This window comes from Sulfitobacter sp. M05, from assembly GCF_029285175.1.
Lineage (GTDB): Bacteria > Pseudomonadota > Alphaproteobacteria > Rhodobacterales > Rhodobacteraceae > Sulfitobacter.
The window spans coordinates 1506587-1523733 of sequence record NZ_JABEDH010000001.1 but is presented as its reverse complement, the minus strand read 5'-3'; the positions used below and the strand labels follow the sequence as shown (position 1 = coordinate 1523733).

Sequence of the window (17147 nt, the reverse complement as noted above, 5' to 3'; positions counted from 1 at the left end):
AAGGCCGGACACTTTAACCTGAAATTGATGCGCAAACCTGCGCATTCGCCCTGACATCTTTTCCAGCAGAGGTTAGGGTCGCGTCATGTCTATCTGGCTCCGTATATCCGAAGCGCTCTCGGCGCTGACTTCCGGCGAAGGCTTGGGCGCGGTTTTTGACCGGCTGCGCAGCCCACCCGAACGTTCCGTCGCCTTTACCATCGCGGTGATCGCACTGGGGGCCAAGATGGCCAAGGCGGACGGGCTTGTGACCCGCGACGAGGTGATGGCCTTTCGCGAGGTGTTCCAGATTGCCGAGGGGGATACCGATGGGGCTGCGCGGGTTTTTAACCTTGCCCGTCAGGATGTTGCGGGTTTTGACGATTATGCGCGCCGCATAGCGAGCATGTTCAATGACCAGCCTGAAATGCTCTGTGATGTGATGGAGGGGCTGTTTCACATTGCCATGGCCGATGGCACCTACCACCCCAACGAAGACGCGTTTTTGGAAGATGTTGCGCGGATATTCGGCATGTCCGATGCCCGTTTTGCGGCGCTCAAGGCCCGGTTTGTGCCCGATACCTCGCCTTTGCCGCATAGTGTTCTGGGGATTGAACCGGATGCCACCACCGACCAGGCGCGCGCCGCATGGCGCCAGTTGGTCCGGGACAACCATCCCGATGCTCTGGTGGCGCGGGGATTGCCAGAGGAAGCGGTGCGCATGGCCGAAAAGCGCATGATCGACATCAATCGCGCATGGGAAACCCTGTCAGGCAAACGGGCCTGATGCGGATCGCGACCTATAACGTCGAGTGGTTTTCGGCGTTGTTTGATGACGCGGGTCGGTTGCATGATGATGGCGGGTGGTCGGCGCGCTATAATGTGACCCGCGCCCAGCAAACCGCCGCTTTGGGGCTGGTGTTTCAAGCGCTTGATGCGGATGCGGTTATGGTGATCGAAGCCCCGGATCAAAGCCGGAAGCGCTCGACCATCGCCGCCCTTACGGGGTTTGCCGCAGATTTCGGTTTGCGCGCCCGCGCTGCGATAATTGGCTTTTCCAATGACACGCAGCAAGAGATTGCATTGATGTATGACCCTGACGTCCTGCAGGTGCGCCATGACCCGCGCGGCGATGTGTCCGGCCCAAAGGGGGCGCAGGGCGCGCCACGCTTCGACGGGGTCTTGCGGATTGATCTGGATGTGGATGCAGATGAGGACCTTGTGGTGTTCTCCAAACCGCCGCTTGAACTGATGATTGAAACCATGTCGGGGTTTCAATTCCGGATGATCGGGGCGCATTTGAAATCCAAGGCCCCGCACGGGGCCCGCAACGAGGCCGAGGCCCTGACGATCAACATCGCCAACCGGCGCAAACAGCTGGCACAGGCGATCTGGTTGCGGGGGAGAATCGACGAACATCTGGCCGAAGCCACACCGCTGGTGGTTTTGGGGGATTTGAACGATGGCGTCGGTCTGGACAGTTTCGAAAACCTGTTTGGCCGGTCCTCCGTCGAGATCGTGATGGGCCACGGGCAGGCACAGCCCTTGTTTGATCCCCACGCGCGTCAGGCATTATCGCGAAAATTGGGGGCGATGCCGACTTCGGCGCGGTTCTGGATCCGGCAGGAAAAACGGTTTTTGCAGGCCCTGCTGGATTACATCATGGTCACAGATGGCATCCGTGCCAAGAGCGCAGGCTGGCGTATCTGGCACCCGCTGGATGATCCTGAATGCTGGAACACCCCGGCGCTGCGCGATGCTCTGGTGATGGCGTCGGATCATTTTCCGGTGACGCTTGATCTGGACGACACTTTGTAATCCCGCGCCGGTTGTCCTATATTGGGCGTATGAAACACGCTCTGGCTTTTGTTCTTGCTGTTACCCTTACGGCCCCGGCCGCCCAGGCAGAGGAGGACCCCGGTCCGTCTCTGATGGAGCGGGGCGCGCAGATGTTTCTGGAGGGTATCCTGAAAGAGATGGAGCCCACGATGGAGGAGCTGCAAGGCATTGCCGAGGAAATGGGGCCGGCCTTGCGGGAATTTGCCAGCGAGATGGGGCCGAAACTCACCGAACTGATGGCTGAGGTCGAGGACTGGAGCGTCTATCTGCCCCCTGAAATTCTGCCCAACGGCGACATCATCATCCGGCGCAAGCCCGAACACCCGATGACCCCGCCGGAAACGCCCACCGAACCCGCACCACAGATTGATCTGTGATGGCCTCCGCCTTTGATGCAATAACGGCAGTGGATTACACTGTGGTCATTACCCGCGATCTGGCGGCGATGCGGGACTTTTACGAGGGTGTGCTTGGGTTTGTGCTGGATCGTGCCCTGTCCGATGGCTGGTTTGAATACCGCGTCGGGGGCACTGTGCTTGCGCTTTGCCTCCCGGGGTTTACCGTATCTGACCAGCCGGTGCCGCAGGGCACTGCCGCGCTGCAACTGGCGTTTCGGGTGCCGGTCCCTATCGTTGATGCCTGCGCGGCAGAGTTGCGCGCCAAAGGCATCGCGATTTTATCGCCGCCCACAGATAGGGAATTCGGCCATCGCACCCTGTTTTTTCGCGACCCGGATGGCAATCTGATTGAGATTTACGCCGAAATTTGAGACGGCTTGCGGTCTCGGACCGTTTTGATCTCGACCTCCGCCCCCAAGGAGTCAGCAAGCGAATTGAGCCGCGCTTCGGCCACTTCACCAAACAGCGGTAACATATCGGATGTGAGCCGCAGTTGAAGCTGTTTCTTTTTGGAAAACCAACGGATTTCGCCCCGATCCTCATCGGGATCCATCCACAGCATCGCGCCAAACCGCATCGCCTTGCCCAAAACCTCGGCTTCGGCCCGCTGGGTTTCATCCAGCATTTCATAGAGGTCATTGAACCGCGCGTTCTCGCGTTTGTTGGAATAGCGGTACAGCAACGCCAGCCCTAAAAAGACCCGTTCAACATGTTTCAATCCGCCCAGATTGGCGCGGGTCGCATTGTCGAAACAAACTTCGGCACGATAATCAGGATGCGCCCGCCAACTGACGTCATGCAGCAGGCAGGCAGCCTTAATCAGTCGTTTGCGTGGGGCAGGGGCGGATTTATAAAGCGGCAGGATCAGGTTATACAGTGTTTTGCCAAATCCGGGCATTCGCGCATCTTTGGCTTCGGCGAAACGGCAGGCTTCGATCAGCGGATCGCGGTCACGCAGGCGTTGTGGCATTTGCTCGTACAACATGCCTTCGCGGATGCCATAGCTGGAAATTGCAATGTCTTTGGGGCGGAAGGTCTTGACCAACCGTGACAGCACTTCAGCGGCAAAAGGCACCAGTGCCATCCGGCTGCTTGATACCCCGGACGCCGCCCGAAGCACATCGGCAGGTGTCTCTTTGATATATCTTACGGTGGCGGAAACGGCCCGTGGTGTCATGCGGTATTCGTGCAGCACCTGAAGAGGGTACCCGCGGCGCAGCATGTCGATCCGCGCAATTGCCCGCCACGATCCACCCACCAGAAACAGGCGATCACGTTGCGCGCCCATGGTGTCCTTCAGCTTGTCCATAACCTCGCCGATATGGACCTTGCGTGCCCTTGCTCCGCCTTTGATGTCGCGCAGTTTCAGCGGCCCCAATTGCGATGTCACCCGCTTGCCAACACGGCCGCCGGAAATCTCGGCCAACTCCATCGAGGAACCACCAATGTCACAGACCAGCCCATAAGCCCCGGGCCACCCGAGCAAGACGCCCTGCGCGGACAGACGCGCCTCTTCCTTGCCGTCAATCACCCAGATGCGCAGACCGGTTTCGCGCAGCACCTCGTCGCAGAAATCGCGCCCGTCGCGGGCATCGCGCACGGCAGCAGTGGCCACCACTGACAGCTCCGACAGCCCCATGCCATCCGCCAGTTTTTTGAACCGCCGCATGGCCGATAGCGCCCGCACCCGGCCTTCGGGGGACAAATGCCCGCTTTCGGCCATACCGGCACCCAAAGCGCACATGATCTTTTCGTTGTAGAAATACGCAGGCGAACGTGCCGCCCCGTCAAACACCACCAAACGCACAGAGTTCGACCCGACATCCACCACGCCGACCCGCGCCAATGCCCGCGCCGAGGGGTCTTCAAACAGGGGTTTGCCAAACAGCCCGAGTTCAGCAATGCCGGTTTCGGGCACGGGCGAGGGCGGCCTTTCGGTCAGATCTACCATGCGGTCTCCTGCGGGTTTTGTTGGGCGCAGGATGGGTCAGCGCCGCCTTCGGGTCAATCGTTTACCCTCAGTAAATTTGCAAAGTCGGGCGCTGGCGTTAATCTTCTGTATGGGTCAGCTTTGGCACATCCGAGGCCCCGGCAGACCCGCGTCCCGACAGCGAGGGGTTCTCCATAAAGAACCTGTGGCAGTTGAAGGTGAACTGCCCTTCCTGAAAGGCGGGACGTTTGAAGCTGCCATCAGGAGCCATGATCCAGCTTTGCGCCACATCGGCCAGATTGGCGGCCATGATCTGGCTGACAATCTGCGCTTTGACCGTGGCGTTCTCGATCTCGATCAGTGTTTCCACACGCCGGTTCAGGTTGCGCCCCATCCAGTCCGCAGAAGAGATAAACACCCGCGCTTTCTTATGCGGCAAGCCTGCGCCATTGGCAAAACAGACAATGCGGGAATGCTCCAGAAAACGGCCAACGATGGATTTCACCCGAATGTTCTCTGACAGGCCCTTGATCCCGGGCCGCAGCCCGCAAATGCCCCGTATCACAAGGCTGATCTGCACCCCGGCCTGCGAGGCGGCATACAGCGCGTCAATCACCTCGTCATCAATCAGCGAATTCATTTTCGCCCAGATTGACGCCGGACGCCCGGCTTTGGCGTGGGCGGCTTCTGCAGCGATCATCTCGATCAGGCGCGGCTTGAGGGTGGTGGGCGAAATGGCAAGGTTATCAAGGCTGTCTGGCTGTGCGTACCCGGACAGATAGTTGAACACTTTCGTCGCATCGCGCCCCAGCTTCTGGTCACAGGTGAACAGCGACACGTCGGTATAAATCCGCGCGGTAATCGGGTGGTAATTGCCGGTGCCATAATGGGTGTAGGTCACCAGCTGATTGCCTTCACGGCGCACCACAGTAGAGATTTTTGCGTGTGTTTTCAGATCAATAAAGCCATAAACCACATGGGCACCAGCGCGCTCCAGACGGCGTGACTGGCGGATATTCGCGGCCTCGTCAAAGCGGGCCTTAAGTTCCACCAGCGCGGTGACTGATTTGCCATCCTCTGCCGCTTCGCACAGGGCCTCGACAATTGGGCTGTCGCGCGAGGTGCGGTAAAGCGTCTGTTTGATCGCCACCACATTGGGATCACGGGCCGCCTGCGCCAGAAAACGCACCACCATATCAAAGGTTTCATAGGGGTGATGCAACAGCATATCCTTGTGGCGGATTGCTTCGAACATATCACCGTCGTGGTCCTGAACCCGCTCGGGGACGCGTGGGCTGAACTGCGGCCAAAGCAGATCGGGACGCGCATCGGTGACCAGTTCGGACAGATCGTCAACGCCGATCATCCCGTCAATTTCAATCACATCACGGTCATGCACGCCCAGCTCGGCCATGATCACCGATTTCAGTTTCTCTGGTGCGCCGGCAGAATGGGTCAGGCGCACGACCTCGCCCCGGCGGCGGCGTTTCAAAGCAACCTCGAATTCCCGTACAAGGTCTTCGGCCTCGTCTTCGACTTCTAAATCACTGTCGCGCAGGACGCGGAATTCAAAATGCGACTTCAGCTTATAACCGGGAAACAGGTCGGGGATATGGATGACCAGAAGGTCTTCAAGCGGCAGATAACGCAGGGTGTCACCGTTGGCGGGCAGGGAGACAAACCGCTCGATCTGCGCCGGGATCGGCAGCAGGGCCTGTAACGGGCGTTTGTCACTGGTGCGTTCCAGTTGCAGTGCCAGCGCATAGCCGGTGTTGGGAATAAACGGGAACGGGTGTGCGGGGTCGATGGCCAAGGGGGACAAAACCGCAAACACCTGATTTAAAAAGACATTCTTGAGGTATTTCAGATCGTCTTTGGTCAGGTCGGCGATATGTTCCAGATAGATGTTCTGAGCATCCATTTCGGCCATCAGATCAACCAGCACCCGTTGCTGGGCTTGCATCAGATTGCGCGCGTCCTCGTTGATCAACACCAGCTGTTCGGCTGGGGTCAGCCCGTCAAAGGCGGGGGTTGTATTGCCCGCTTGCGCCAGCTCGCGCAGGCCCGCCACACGTACGGCATAAAATTCGTCCAGATTATGGGCCGAAATCGACAGAAACCGCAGCCGTTCCAGCAAGGGAACACGAGGGTTCTCGGCCTCTTCTAAAACACGCCAGTTAAAACCCAGCCAGCTGAGTTCGCGGTTGAAAAAGCGCCCCGGCCCGTTCAGGTCAAGGTCGGGCATATCTACAGCGGGCGGGAAAGCACCCGTCAAAAAATCGGTTTGAGTCATGGCTGCCTTATTGGGTAGAAATGTAATGAAATTATGACGGCAATCGACGCAGTTATCACGCGTCTGGGGTGTCCTTGTCCAGCACCGCCGCCGCAAGTTTAACAGTGATCGGTTTCTTACGTGCCAGGCTGGCAGCATCCAGGCGGGCCACCAGATCAATCGCCGCCGCAAAGGATCGGTCCATCCGGCCCAGAAGATAGCTGATCAATGCCGGTTTCGGCGTCAGCTGGCGGTCGGCCAGCAGCTTGACCAGCAGGGCAGAAAGCAATGCGTCATCCGGGGCTTCCAGCGCCGCCGCGGTGGTGCCTTGCAGCCGACTCATCAGGTCGGGCAGGCGCAATCCCCAGTGCGCCACGGCCGGTGTACCGGTCAGCAGCAGGGTATGTCCTTCCGCCAATGTCAGATTGTGCAGGTGGAACAGGGCGGTTTCAGCCCGCTCATTGCCGGCGATGGCGGGCACGTCTTCAACGGCGATATGGTTCTGGGCGAGGGCCGGAATATCCGCCTCCTCCAGATCGTGGGCGGCAATGATTGTCGCCTCCGCCACGGCGGCCCAGACATGGACCAAATGGGTTTTACCCGCCCCCTTCGGGCCGGTCAGCACCAGTTTGCCGCTTGCCCATGCCGGCCATGTGTCGATCATCGCCAAAGCCAGGGCATTTGACGGTGCGACGAAAAATGCATCGCGCCCCAGTGCGGTGCGGCTGGGCAGGTTCAGTCCAAGTTGCTCGGCCATATCAGCGTGATGCCGTGTCGTTCTGGCGCGCGTTTTCGGTGCCCTGATACAGCAGGCTTTGCCGGTATTGTGCGGTCGCAAAACGCGCAAGCACACCGATGGCAGCGGCCAGAGGCACGGCAATCAACATCCCAACAAAGCCGAACAGGGTGCCAAAAACCGACAGGGACAGGATGAGCCAAACCGGGTGCAGCCCGACGGAATCGCCAACCAGTTTCGGGGTCAGCACATTGCCCTCGATCACCTGACCCAGCATGAAAACACCAGCAACCAATCCGATCGACAGCCAGTCCCCCCAGAATTGGAACAGGGCAAGACCAATTGCCAATGCCCCGCCCAACAAGGCCCCGAGGTATGGAATAAAGGTCACCAGACCGGCGATAAAGCCGACGACAAGGCCAAATTGCAGCCCGACCAGCATCAGCGCAATGGCGTAATAGGTGCCAAGGATCAGGCAAACCGTCCCCATGCCGCGGATGAAAGAGGCCAGCGTCCGGTCAATTTCGCCCGCCAGTTTGCGCACGGTTGCTACGTGGTCGCGCGGCAACAGCCGGTCAATGGCTGCGACCATCCGATCCCAGTCCAGCAACAGATACACCGCAACGACAGGGACGATCACAAACAGGATCACAATGTTGATGATGGATGCGAAAGACGCCAGCGCCGTTTGCAAAAGCGCGCCACCGCGTTCCTGAATCGTCGCTCCGATAGAGGCCAGAGAGGTGCTGAGCGTAGAAGTATCATCCAGAAGTGCGGGAAAACGGGTGGTCAGAAAGGTGGTGAAATCCTGAAACAGCTGAGGGGCGGTCTGCACAAGGCTGAGGGCCTGCTTGATCAGGGTAGGCATGACCAAAAGCGCCATGGCGACAAAGATCACCACGCCAACCACGGTAATCAGCGCCGTCGCCAATGCCCGGCTCAGCCCCATCCGCTCCAGCCTGTCGGCAACCGGATCAAGGAAATAGGCAATCGCCCCCCCCAGTAGAAACGGCATCAGCACATCACCGATAAACCACAAAACAGCGAGAAACACCGCTGTCGCGATGCCCCAGTATTTCAGTTGTTCTCTGATCGGCAAGGCCATCCTGCTCTCCATCTGGTCCCCTCCTGACATTGCGCGAAAGGGGGTATCTTTCAAGGGCGGGCGGGTTGAAACATCATGGTTTTTCGCGAAATCCCGGTGCCCGTGGCGGCTTTCTGCGCGATTGTGATCAAGAGCCCGTCTTGACACGCCACCTGCAAGGCCACCACATCACCGCAAAGGAGATCCCGATGACACGCAGCGAATTTGATACTGAACTAGAGGCGCGTCTTCTGCGCTATGCGGCCATTGACAGCCAGAGTGATGCATCCTCTGCCAGCCAGCCAAGTACCGATATCCAGCTGGATATGTCGCGCCTCTTGCTGGCCGAGCTGAGCGAGATGGGCGCGCAGGATGTTGAACTGACCGACTATGGTGTGGTTCTGGCAACCATCCCCGCCACAGCCGAGGGGCCGGTCATGGGCTGGTGCGCCCATGTGGACACCGCCCCGCAGTTCAATGCAACAAGCGTGAAACCGGTGGTGCATCGCGGCTATAACGGTGGCGATATCACCTTTGCCGATGCGCCTGATCTGAAACTCTCGCCTGAGAATTCGCCCTATCTGGGGGAGAAACAGGGCGAGGACATCATCACCGCCAGCGGGCTGACCTTGCTTGGTGGGGACGACAAGGCCGGCGTGGCGATTGCCATGACCGCCGCGCGGCATTTGTTGCAGAACCCACAGATCAAACACGGGGCAATCCGGCTGGCCTTTACTCCGGACGAAGAGATCGGGCGCGGCGTTGATGCACGTCTGCCGGCCGACTTTGGCGTTGATTTTGCCTATACCTTTGATGGTGGCAAACCCGGCGAGATCGAGTTCGAGACCTTTTCGGCAGATGGGGCCGTGGTGCGGGTGACAGGGGTGTCGGCGCATCCGGGGTTCGCCAAGGACAAGATGGTGAATGCGCTACATCTGGCCAGCAAGATCGTGATGACCCTGCCGCATGTTACCATGACGCCTGAAACCACCCAAGGCACGGAAGGCTTCATCCATGTGTCCGAGATGACCGGCGGATCCAGCGAGGCGGAAATTGTGCTGATCATCCGTGATTTCGAACTGGAGGGACTGGCCGCCAAGGGGGATTTGCTGCGCCAGGTTTGCGCGGCGGTGGCCGCCGGAGAGCCGCGGGCGCAGATTGCCTGCGAGATCACGCCACAATACCGCAACATGCGCTACTGGCTGGAAAAAGACATGACGCCGGTGGATCTGGTGCGCGCAGCGGTGGCGGATGTCGGGCTTGACCCGGTGTCGGTCCCGATCCGCGGCGGTACGGACGGATCAAGGCTGACCGAGATGGGGGTGCCATGCCCGAACGTCTTTACCGGTATGCAGGAAATTCATGGCCCGCTCGAATGGATTTCGGTGCAGGATATGGCCTTGGCAACCAAAGTGGCGATTGCGTTGGCACAGCGGGCGGTGAGCTGAAGGAGCGGGCAAGCCCGCATTCGATTTTATGAATTTTCCTGAAGGAAAATTTGTTGAGGGCTCTGCCCTCAAACTCCCGCAGGATTTACGGCCAAAAAGAGAAGGGCAATTGTGTTGGCCGCTGCGTTCAATTAGGCAGCGGGGAAAGTAAATTGAGTTTCGAGGAGCGTCGCCATGCGTCTGAGCCGTTATTTTCTGCCTGTCCTAAAGGAAAACCCCAGCGAGGCGCAGATTGTCAGCCACCGGTTGATGTTGCGCGCCGGCTTGATCAAACAGTCCGCTGCGGGGATTTATTCCTGGCTGCCGATGGGGTTCAAGATTCTGCGCAAGCTGGAAAATATCGTGCATGAAGAGCAGGCGCGGGCCGGCCATCTGGCGATGTTGATGCCAACAATCCAGTCGGCCGATCTGTGGCATGAAAGCGGGCGCTATGATGCCTTTGGCGATGAAATGCTGCGGATCAAGGACCGGGGGGGGCGCGAGATGCTGTTCACCCCCACGGCGGAAGAGTTGATTACCGATATTTTCCGATCCCATGTCAGCAGCTACAAGGATTTGCCGCTGACCATGTATCAGATCCAGTGGAAATTCCGCGACGAGGTGCGTCCGCGTTTCGGCGTGATGCGGGGCCGCGAATTCCTGATGAAAGACGGGTATAACTTTGATCTGTCAAAAGAAGACGCGCTGCATTCCTATAACCGCCATCTGGTCAGCTATCTGCGGACCTACGAGCGGATGGGGTTGCAGGCGATCCCGATGCGGGCGGATTCCGGTGCTATGGGTGGGGATGACACGCATGAGTTTCTGGTACTGGCCGAAACCGGTGAATCCGAGGTGTTCTATGACAGCGCCGTCACCGATCTAAGCTTTGGCGACCGCGAGATCGACTATAACAGTGTTGCCGATTGCGCCGCTGTGATGCAGGAGTTCACCACGAAATACGCCCGCACCGACGAGACCCACGACGAGGCCCTGTTTAACGAGGTGCCCGAAGAGCGCCGGCGCACTGCGCGGGGTATTGAAGTTGGACAGATTTTCTATTTCGGCACCAAGTATTCCGAAGCCATGGGTGCGACAGTGCAGGGGCCTGATGGCAAGAACCAGCCGGTCCATATGGGCAGCCACGGCATTGGTGTCAGCCGCCTGTTGGGGGCGATCATTGAGGCCAGCCATGACGATAAGGGCATCATCTGGCCCGAAGGGGTGACACCGTTCCATGCCGGGATTGTGAACCTCAAACAGGGCGACGCCGAAGCGGATGCCGCTTGCGAGGCGCTCTATTCGGCCCTTACCCAGATCGGGCTGGAGCCGCTCTATGACGATCGCAACGAACGCGCGGGGGGCAAATTTGCCTCGATGGATCTGATCGGCCTGCCTTGGCGGATCACGGTCGGGCCACGTGGGTTGAAAAACGGCGTTGTTGAACTGACCTCACGCCGCACCGGTGAAAGTGAAGAGATGCCACCGGAAGCCGCTGTTCAGAAGCTTGCGCAAATCTATGCCGGAATTGCCTAGGGCTGGATAAACAAGAAGGAGCCGCCGTAAGATGATCCTGCGCAGTCTGACTTTGGCCGGCGGGATTGCCGGCGCGGCGGCGGTGTCGCAGTTTCCTGAGTTCTCCCAGCAATACGCCCAGCGGTTGGGCGGTGCGGTCGATGCCCTGGCCGAGGTGGTCGCGGATTTTGATGCCTCAGCCGCCGCCGTGGGGCTTGAGCGGGAGACTGCGCTTGCGCAAATGCAGGGCAGCGCGTTCCTTGAACGCCGTCAGGCCGACATGACCCGAACGTTTACACGTTTTGAGCGGTTGCGCGTCGATCTGGCGGCACTTGAGGGGCAGGGCCCGTTTATGCGCGCCTACCACCTGCCGCGGCTGCGCGATGCAGAGATTGCGCGGGCGGCATGGGTGGCTTACCAGCCTGCCGTGCCGTTGAATTTCGCAGGGGTCAGTTTTGCGCTGGTTGGCTTTTTGCTGGGGGCCGCGGCCTTGGGTGGCGTTCTTAAGCTGTTGTTCTGGCCGTTTCGCCGTCGTTCAAACCCGGCTTGACGGCCCCCAGCCAACCCGCCACCTTGCGCGACAAAAATCAGGAGCCTGACGCATGGCGCAGACCACCCCTTTTGCCCCTTTTGAATGGATGATTGCCTGGCGCTACCTGCGCGCGCGCCGCGCTGAGGGTGGGGTCAGTGTGATGACCTGGATCAGCTTGATCGGGATCACACTGGCGGTGTTTGCGCTGATTGCGACCCTCTCTGTGCGCTCGGGGTTTCGGGCCGAATTTGTCGATACGATCCTTGGCGCAAACGCCCATGTCACGGTCTATCAATTTGGCGAAGTTGCGGCCAACGGCCAGATCGACCGGACCATCTCCGATTATGAAACCCTTGCCGAGCGGTTGCGCGGAGTGCCGGGTGTCACACGGGTCGCCCCGCTGGTGCGCCAGCAGGTGATGGCCAACAAAGGGCAGTCGACCGCTGGTGTCGAGGTGTTTGGCATCGCTGCGCAAGACCTGAAAACCATCCCGCGCATCGCTGTTTCCGAACAGGCCATTGGTGACATTGACCGCTTCGACGAAGGCATCGCCATTGGCATCGGTGTGGCGCGCACCCTTGGGGTCAGCGTCGGAGACCGGATCAAACTTATTTCGCCCAACGGGGTGAAGACCGCCTTCGGGACCAGCCCACGGGTAAATGCCTATGAGGTGGTCTATGTCTTCTCTGCCGGACGCTATGACATTGACCGCACGCGGGTCTATCTGCCGCTTGTACAGGCGCAGTCTTTCTTCAACCGCGAAGGTGTGGCGGACGAACTTGAGGTTATGATCGAAGAACCGGAGCGGGTTGACGACATGGCTGTGCCGCTGTTGCAGGCGGCGGGCGCGCGCGGGCAGATCTGGACATGGCGGGACGCTTCTGGCTCATTCCTCAGTGCGCTTGATATCGAGGATCGCGTGATGTTCGTGATCCTGTCGGTACTGGTGTTGATTGCGGCGATGAACATTGTGTCGGGGCTGATCATGCTGGTGAAAAACAAGGGACGCGATATCGGTATCCTGCGTACAATGGGGCTGACCCAAGGGGCGATCATGCGGGTATTCTTTATCTGCGGGTCCTTCACCGGGATCATCGGCACGGTGATGGGGGTGATCCTTGGCTGCCTGTTTGCGCTCTATGTGGATCAGATTTTTGCTTTTGTGAATTATCTGTCGGGCGGCACGGCTTGGGATGCCTCGGTGCGGGGCATCTATTTCCTGCCGGCGAAATTGCAACTGGGCGATGTCTTGTCGGCAGTGGCCCTGTCCCTGGGCCTGTCCTTTATCGTTACAATCTTTCCAGCCCGCCGTGCGGCGGCAATGAACCCTGTTGAGGCGCTGCGTTATGAATGATCCGGTCCTTCAGCTTTCAGGCATCACCAAAGCCTATAACCCGGGCAAGCCGAATGTAGTCGAGGTGCTGCAAGGCATCGACCTGAGCCTTGCCGCAGGCGAGGTCGTGGCACTGGTTGCGCCCTCGGGGGCTGGCAAATCGACCTTACTGCATATCGCGGGCCTGCTCGATACACCGGACAGCGGCACAGTGCAGATCGCAGGCGAGGATATGACCGGCCAGCCTGACCGCCGCCGCACCCGTATGCGCCGCGCTGATGTTGGGTTTATCTATCAGTTCCACCATCTGCTGCCCGAGTTCTCCGCGCTTGAAAACATCGTATTGCCACAGCTGGCCAATGGGGTGGCGCGCGCCGACGCCAATGCGCGCGCGCGCGGATTGCTCGACACGGTGGGCATCGCGGCCCGCGCCGATCACCGACCTGCCGCCTTGTCGGGCGGCGAACAGCAACGGGTGGCCTTCTGCCGGGCGCTGGCCAATGGTCCGAAACTGCTGCTGGCGGACGAACCGACGGGCAACCTTGATCCGGCGACCTCGGATCAGGTATTTGCTGCTTTGCTGAAATTGGTGCGTGAAACCGGTTTGGCGGCGCTGATTGCCACACATAATCTTGAACTGGCAGCCCAGATGGACCGGCAAATTCGACTTGATGCGGGGCAGTTGGTGCCGCTCTGACACGTATCCTTGCTTGACGTCCCTGATGAGGTTTCGCAAAGTTAACGGCAGCGTTTCAAAAACAAGGGATGAAGATGGCAAAAATTTCTCTGGAACAAATCCACAAGACTGTGCAAAGCGCGTTGCTGGCCCATGGGGCCGAACCCTTTGCCGCGGCCGAAGTGGCCCGTGCAGTCGCCGCAGCGGAGTCTGTCGGGAATAAGATTTGTGGTTTGTACTATGTTGAAAGCTACTGTCTTCAACTGAAGTCTGGGCGTGTCAAAGGCGATGTCATTCCCACCGTGTCCACGCCGCGCAGTGCCGCTGTGCGGGTGGATGCGCATTTCGGGTTTGCCCAACCGGCCTTTGCCTATGGCTTGCCTGTTGCGCTCGACGCAGCACGTCAGGCGGGGATTGCGTCACTGGCCGTTGGCCACGCCCATACCTGTACCTCTCTGGGCTATTTCACCGAACAGATTGCCCGCGCTGGGTTTATTGGCATTGGTTTCACCAATGCCTCACCGATTGTCGCTGCACCGGGGGGCAAGACCCGCGTGATCGGCACCAATCCGATGGCCTTTTCCGTGCCCGACGGGGCGGGCGGCATCGCCATGCAATTCGACCAGTCCACCACCACGGTTGCACTGGGAAAAATCACCATGGCCAAAACCGCCGGCGAAAGCATTCCCGAAGGTTGGGCCGTGGATTCAGAAGGCAACCCGACCACGGACCCGACTGCGGCACTGGCCGGCTCGTTGGTGTCGATGGGGGGCTACAAAGGCTGGGGCTTGGGCCTGATGGTCGAGATACTGGCCGCTGGGATGGCTGGAGGGACCTTGTCGCGGGATGTCAAACCGCTGAAAGCCCCCGAAGGGGAGCCGCATGATCTGGGGCAATATTACATTGTAATCGACCCCTCCACGTCGTCGGATTTTGGGGCCAAAATCGCAGCGCTCAGCGCTTCGGCAAGTGAGGACGACGGCGCGCGGATGCCGGGGCAACACAAAGCGCCCATGGATCCGGTCGAAGTGGCAGATACGGTCTGGGCTCAGATGCTTGAGTTTGCCGGCACTGATGCGGGTTAGGGGCGCGGGCAGGCGCAGGTAGGATACCAGGCGGCGGTCCTCCTTGAAATGGCTGGTGGCTTCTTCTTGCCGCTTTGACCGGATGCGCGCCCCCGTTGCAATTGCACACCGGCAGCGCGTCCCGCACAAAGCGCCACGCTGCTTTACCGGACGTGACCCGGCTTCTGCGGATGGCGGGCGAAAAGAAGACTCCAGTCCGACGATTTTCTTCGAAAAATATGCACCGCTCGGTGTACGGGGGGTGCATCGGGGGTGTACGGCGGGTGCCCCCATTGACGGCACTCTGAAAACAACCAAACTCGCGCCATGTTTAACCTTGCCAATCCCCCCGCCGATTTTACCGAAAACCCCTTCCCGCATTATGATGACTGGCTGCAAAACAGCCCCGTCATGCCGCAGCCTGATGGCTCTTTTGTGATTGTAAAACATGCCGACCTGAATGCGATATATCGGGACACGGACACCTATATTTCAGATAAAAAACAGGCGTTTGAACCCAAGTTTGGGGCCGGTTCACCGCTGTTTGAACACCACACCACCAGCCTAGTCTTCAATGATCCGCCGCTGCACACTCGTGTGCGCCGGATCATGACATCGGCCCTGACACCGCGCGCTTTGGCGCGGATGGAGCCGGGGTTGATTGCAACCGTCGATACGTTGCTTGATGAAATGCCGCAGACCCCTGATCTGATTGAAGATTTTGCATCCACCATCCCGATTCAGATCATCGGAAATCTGTTGGACGTGCCGATGTCCGAGCGTGGCCCTCTGCGCGATTGGTCGCTGGCGATTCTGGGCGCTTTGGAGCCGACCCTGACTTCAGATCAACTTTCCCAAGGGCACGCGGCAGTGCGCGAATTCAAGGCCTATTTACAAGACCTTATCGCCCGTCGTCGGGCCCGTCCGGGGGATCCTGATACCGATGTGCTGACCCGTCTCATTGCAGGCGACAACAGTGGTCAGTTGACCGAAATCGAACTGATCCAGAATTGTATCTTCATCCTCAATGCTGGCCATGAAACCACCACCAATCTGATCGGTAATGGCCTTGCCTTGTTACACGATGATCCGGCGCAAAAGCAGATTGTTTTGAATGACTTCTCTGTCATTGACAGTGCAGTAGAGGAAATTCTCCGGCTGCGGTCTCCCAATCAGTTTGGCAACCGCGAGACCACCCGCGAGGTTATCATTGGCGGGCAGGCGATTCCGCCGCAAAGCAACTTGCATCTGTGTATCGGTGCCGCAAACCGTGACCCCGAGGTTTTTGACAATCCGACGGATTTTGATGTGACGCGACGGCCCAACCGTCACCTGGCCTTTGCTGGCGGACCCCATATCTGTGTTGGCCTGACGCTGGCGCGGATGGAGGGGCGAATAGCGATCGAACGGTTCTTGCGCCGCTACCCCGACTATGCCCTCACCCAGAACAGGGGGGCAGGCGGGCGCATCCGGTTTCATGGGTATTCTTCGCTACCAGCGCAGTTGGTGCGGGGGTAAAAAGGTACAGTTTATGGAGCAGACTATGCCAGCGCTTCCCTAACGGATGGAAGAACTCCGATCGACAGGCGCTTGCCTATGTGTGTTCAATCTGGTTCCTCTCTGCCCTTGGCATTTGTTCGGCCGTCTTGTCGCTGTTGCAAGTCACCGCGCAGCGCAAGGTCTTCCTTCTTCAAGGGGCCGATTTTCGGCCCGCTGGTTACCGATCAGCAGCACTCCCCGACGTTACCTGTTGTGGCATGCCAGGTTTGTCCCCGTCTAACGTCAAGGTGTCGTTCCCGCGTAAGAAGTCGCAACCATGGCACATGTGATACCGAAAATGGCGCGGCGAACCTGGATTGCGGACATCACGGGGGCGGTGATCTACTGGTGCTTGTGTACTATCTAAAGTGTACCCACCGTTTGGCTACGATAACGTTAATCTCCGATGATCCTGCTTTGCAGCGGATCAAAATCGTGTAGGTATCTGGGAACAGCGATAAGGGGCGAGGGACTGACTGTGTTACTATACGGGCTGAAGAACTGCGATACCTGCCGCAAGGCGATGAAGGCATTGCCGGAAGCACAGTTGCGGGACGTGCGGGGCGATGGCGTGCCGGAAAACGTATTGACCGCCGCGTTTGCGCAATTTGGCGATGCCCTTGTGAATACACGATCAACCACATGGCGCGGGCTGGATGAGGGGCAAAGGGCAGCGGATCCGGTTGAGCTTTTGAAATCCCATCCTGCCTTGATGAAACGGCCCCTTATTGATGTTGAAGGCGCGCTTTTTCTCGGCTGGAACAGTGCGGTAGAGGCCGAAGTTAAAGCTTTGCTTTAGTTTGAGTTCGGCCTCTGTCTTGAC

The 17147-nt window shown here is 59.0% G+C and carries 16 protein-coding genes; 12 read left to right on the top strand and 4 right to left on the bottom strand.

What is annotated here, in order from left to right; translation table 11 throughout:
• The first annotated feature begins 85 nt into the window (after positions 1–85).
• From HKX44_RS07535 to HKX44_RS07520, 4 genes are read left to right on the top strand one after another with little or no spacing between them, the layout of a single operon-like run.
• The gene (locus HKX44_RS07535; RefSeq protein WP_276150655.1) at positions 86–766 is read left to right on the top strand and encodes a molecular chaperone DjiA; all 681 of its coding nucleotides are present in this window, start codon (positions 86–88) and stop codon (positions 764–766) included.
• Positions 766–1797: an endonuclease/exonuclease/phosphatase family protein gene (locus HKX44_RS07530; protein ID WP_276150836.1), complete on the top strand. Its 1032-nt coding sequence runs from the start codon at positions 766–768 to the stop codon at positions 1795–1797. The genes HKX44_RS07535 and HKX44_RS07530 overlap by 1 nt, the downstream gene beginning before the upstream one ends.
• A gap of 29 nt (positions 1798–1826) precedes the next feature.
• Entirely contained in the window at positions 1827–2195 is a 369-nt protein-coding gene (locus HKX44_RS07525; protein WP_276150654.1) for a hypothetical protein, read from the top strand.
• Entirely contained in the window at positions 2195–2587 is a 393-nt protein-coding gene (locus tag HKX44_RS07520) for a VOC family protein (RefSeq protein ID WP_276150653.1), read from the top strand. Before HKX44_RS07525 ends, HKX44_RS07520 begins: the two co-directional genes overlap by 1 nt.
• Here HKX44_RS07520 and HKX44_RS07515 read toward each other — a convergent pair.
• The 4 genes from HKX44_RS07515 to HKX44_RS07500 all read right to left on the bottom strand — a co-directional run bounded on the left by HKX44_RS07515 (position 2572) and on the right by HKX44_RS07500 (position 8259).
• A complete protein-coding gene (locus tag HKX44_RS07515; RefSeq protein WP_276150652.1) occupies positions 2572–4167 on the bottom strand; it encodes a Ppx/GppA family phosphatase in 1596 nt (531 codons plus the stop codon). The genes HKX44_RS07520 and HKX44_RS07515 overlap by 16 nt on opposite strands.
• A 97-nt stretch (positions 4168–4264) precedes the next feature.
• The gene (locus HKX44_RS07510) at positions 4265–6439 is read right to left on the bottom strand and encodes an RNA degradosome polyphosphate kinase (RefSeq protein WP_276150651.1); all 2175 of its coding nucleotides are present in this window, start codon (positions 6437–6439) and stop codon (positions 4265–4267) included.
• Between the two features lie 55 nt (positions 6440–6494).
• Entirely contained in the window at positions 6495–7175 is a 681-nt protein-coding gene (locus HKX44_RS07505) for a chromosomal replication initiator DnaA (RefSeq protein ID WP_276150650.1), read from the bottom strand.
• A 1-nt stretch (position 7176) separates the two neighbouring features.
• Positions 7177–8259, bottom strand: coding sequence for an AI-2E family transporter (locus HKX44_RS07500; protein ID WP_276150835.1), 1083 nt, complete (start codon positions 8257–8259; stop codon positions 7177–7179).
• A gap of 188 nt (positions 8260–8447) precedes the next feature.
• On the opposite strand from HKX44_RS07500, the gene pepT reads away from it, so the two are divergent.
• The 8 genes from pepT to HKX44_RS07460 all read left to right on the top strand — a co-directional run bounded on the left by pepT (position 8448) and on the right by HKX44_RS07460 (position 17123).
• Positions 8448–9686 (top strand): peptidase T, encoded by a 1239-nt coding sequence (pepT, locus tag HKX44_RS07495; protein ID WP_276150649.1) that lies wholly within the window; start codon positions 8448–8450, stop codon positions 9684–9686.
• Between the two features lie 174 nt (positions 9687–9860).
• Positions 9861–11201 (top strand): proline--tRNA ligase, encoded by a 1341-nt coding sequence (gene proS / locus HKX44_RS07490; protein ID WP_276150648.1) that lies wholly within the window; start codon positions 9861–9863, stop codon positions 11199–11201.
• Between the two features lie 31 nt (positions 11202–11232).
• Positions 11233–11730: a DUF2937 family protein gene (locus tag HKX44_RS07485; RefSeq protein ID WP_276150647.1), complete on the top strand. Its 498-nt coding sequence runs from the start codon at positions 11233–11235 to the stop codon at positions 11728–11730.
• Positions 11731–11782: 52 nt separating this feature from the next.
• A complete protein-coding gene (locus tag HKX44_RS07480; RefSeq protein ID WP_276150646.1) occupies positions 11783–13066 on the top strand; it encodes a lipoprotein-releasing ABC transporter permease subunit in 1284 nt (427 codons plus the stop codon).
• The gene (locus HKX44_RS07475; protein ID WP_276150645.1) at positions 13059–13742 is read left to right on the top strand and encodes an ABC transporter ATP-binding protein; all 684 of its coding nucleotides are present in this window, start codon (positions 13059–13061) and stop codon (positions 13740–13742) included. The genes HKX44_RS07480 and HKX44_RS07475 overlap by 8 nt, the downstream gene beginning before the upstream one ends.
• A gap of 74 nt (positions 13743–13816) precedes the next feature.
• Positions 13817–14806 (top strand): Ldh family oxidoreductase, encoded by a 990-nt coding sequence (locus HKX44_RS07470; RefSeq protein ID WP_276150644.1) that lies wholly within the window; start codon positions 13817–13819, stop codon positions 14804–14806.
• A gap of 306 nt (positions 14807–15112) precedes the next feature.
• Entirely contained in the window at positions 15113–16303 is a 1191-nt protein-coding gene (locus HKX44_RS07465) for a cytochrome P450 (protein WP_276150643.1), read from the top strand.
• 499 nt (positions 16304–16802) lie between these two features.
• Positions 16803–17123 carry an ArsC/Spx/MgsR family protein gene (locus HKX44_RS07460; protein ID WP_276150642.1) on the top strand — a complete coding sequence of 107 codons (321 nt, stop codon included), beginning with the start codon at positions 16803–16805 and terminating at the stop codon, positions 17121–17123.
• Positions 17124–17147 lie beyond the last annotated feature (24 nt).

Bases quoted from the DNA above. Each gene is read 5' to 3' on its own strand.
- HKX44_RS07480 (WP_276150646.1), top strand. From the start codon at position 11,783: ATGGCGCAGACCACCCCTTTTGCCCCTTTTGAATGGATGATTGCCTGG.
- HKX44_RS07535 (WP_276150655.1), top strand. From the start codon at position 86: ATGTCTATCTGGCTCCGTATATCCGAAGCGCTCTCGGCGCTGACTTCC.
- HKX44_RS07515 (WP_276150652.1), bottom strand. From the start codon at position 4,167: ATGGTAGATCTGACCGAAAGGCCGCCCTCGCCCGTGCCCGAAACCGGC.
- HKX44_RS07465 (WP_276150643.1), top strand. From the start codon at position 15,113: ATGTTTAACCTTGCCAATCCCCCCGCCGATTTTACCGAAAACCCCTTC.
- HKX44_RS07530 (WP_276150836.1), top strand. From the start codon at position 766: ATGCGGATCGCGACCTATAACGTCGAGTGGTTTTCGGCGTTGTTTGAT.
- HKX44_RS07485 (WP_276150647.1), top strand. From the start codon at position 11,233: ATGATCCTGCGCAGTCTGACTTTGGCCGGCGGGATTGCCGGCGCGGCG.
- HKX44_RS07470 (WP_276150644.1), top strand. From the start codon at position 13,817: ATGGCAAAAATTTCTCTGGAACAAATCCACAAGACTGTGCAAAGCGCG.
- HKX44_RS07525 (WP_276150654.1), top strand. From the start codon at position 1,827: ATGAAACACGCTCTGGCTTTTGTTCTTGCTGTTACCCTTACGGCCCCG.
- HKX44_RS07505 (WP_276150650.1), bottom strand. From the start codon at position 7,175: ATGGCCGAGCAACTTGGACTGAACCTGCCCAGCCGCACCGCACTGGGG.
- HKX44_RS07510 (WP_276150651.1), bottom strand. From the start codon at position 6,439: ATGACTCAAACCGATTTTTTGACGGGTGCTTTCCCGCCCGCTGTAGAT.
- proS (WP_276150648.1), top strand. From the start codon at position 9,861: ATGCGTCTGAGCCGTTATTTTCTGCCTGTCCTAAAGGAAAACCCCAGC.
- HKX44_RS07475 (WP_276150645.1), top strand. From the start codon at position 13,059: ATGAATGATCCGGTCCTTCAGCTTTCAGGCATCACCAAAGCCTATAAC.
- pepT (WP_276150649.1), top strand. From the start codon at position 8,448: ATGACACGCAGCGAATTTGATACTGAACTAGAGGCGCGTCTTCTGCGC.
- HKX44_RS07520 (WP_276150653.1), top strand. From the start codon at position 2,195: ATGGCCTCCGCCTTTGATGCAATAACGGCAGTGGATTACACTGTGGTC.
- HKX44_RS07500 (WP_276150835.1), bottom strand. From the start codon at position 8,259: ATGGCCTTGCCGATCAGAGAACAACTGAAATACTGGGGCATCGCGACA.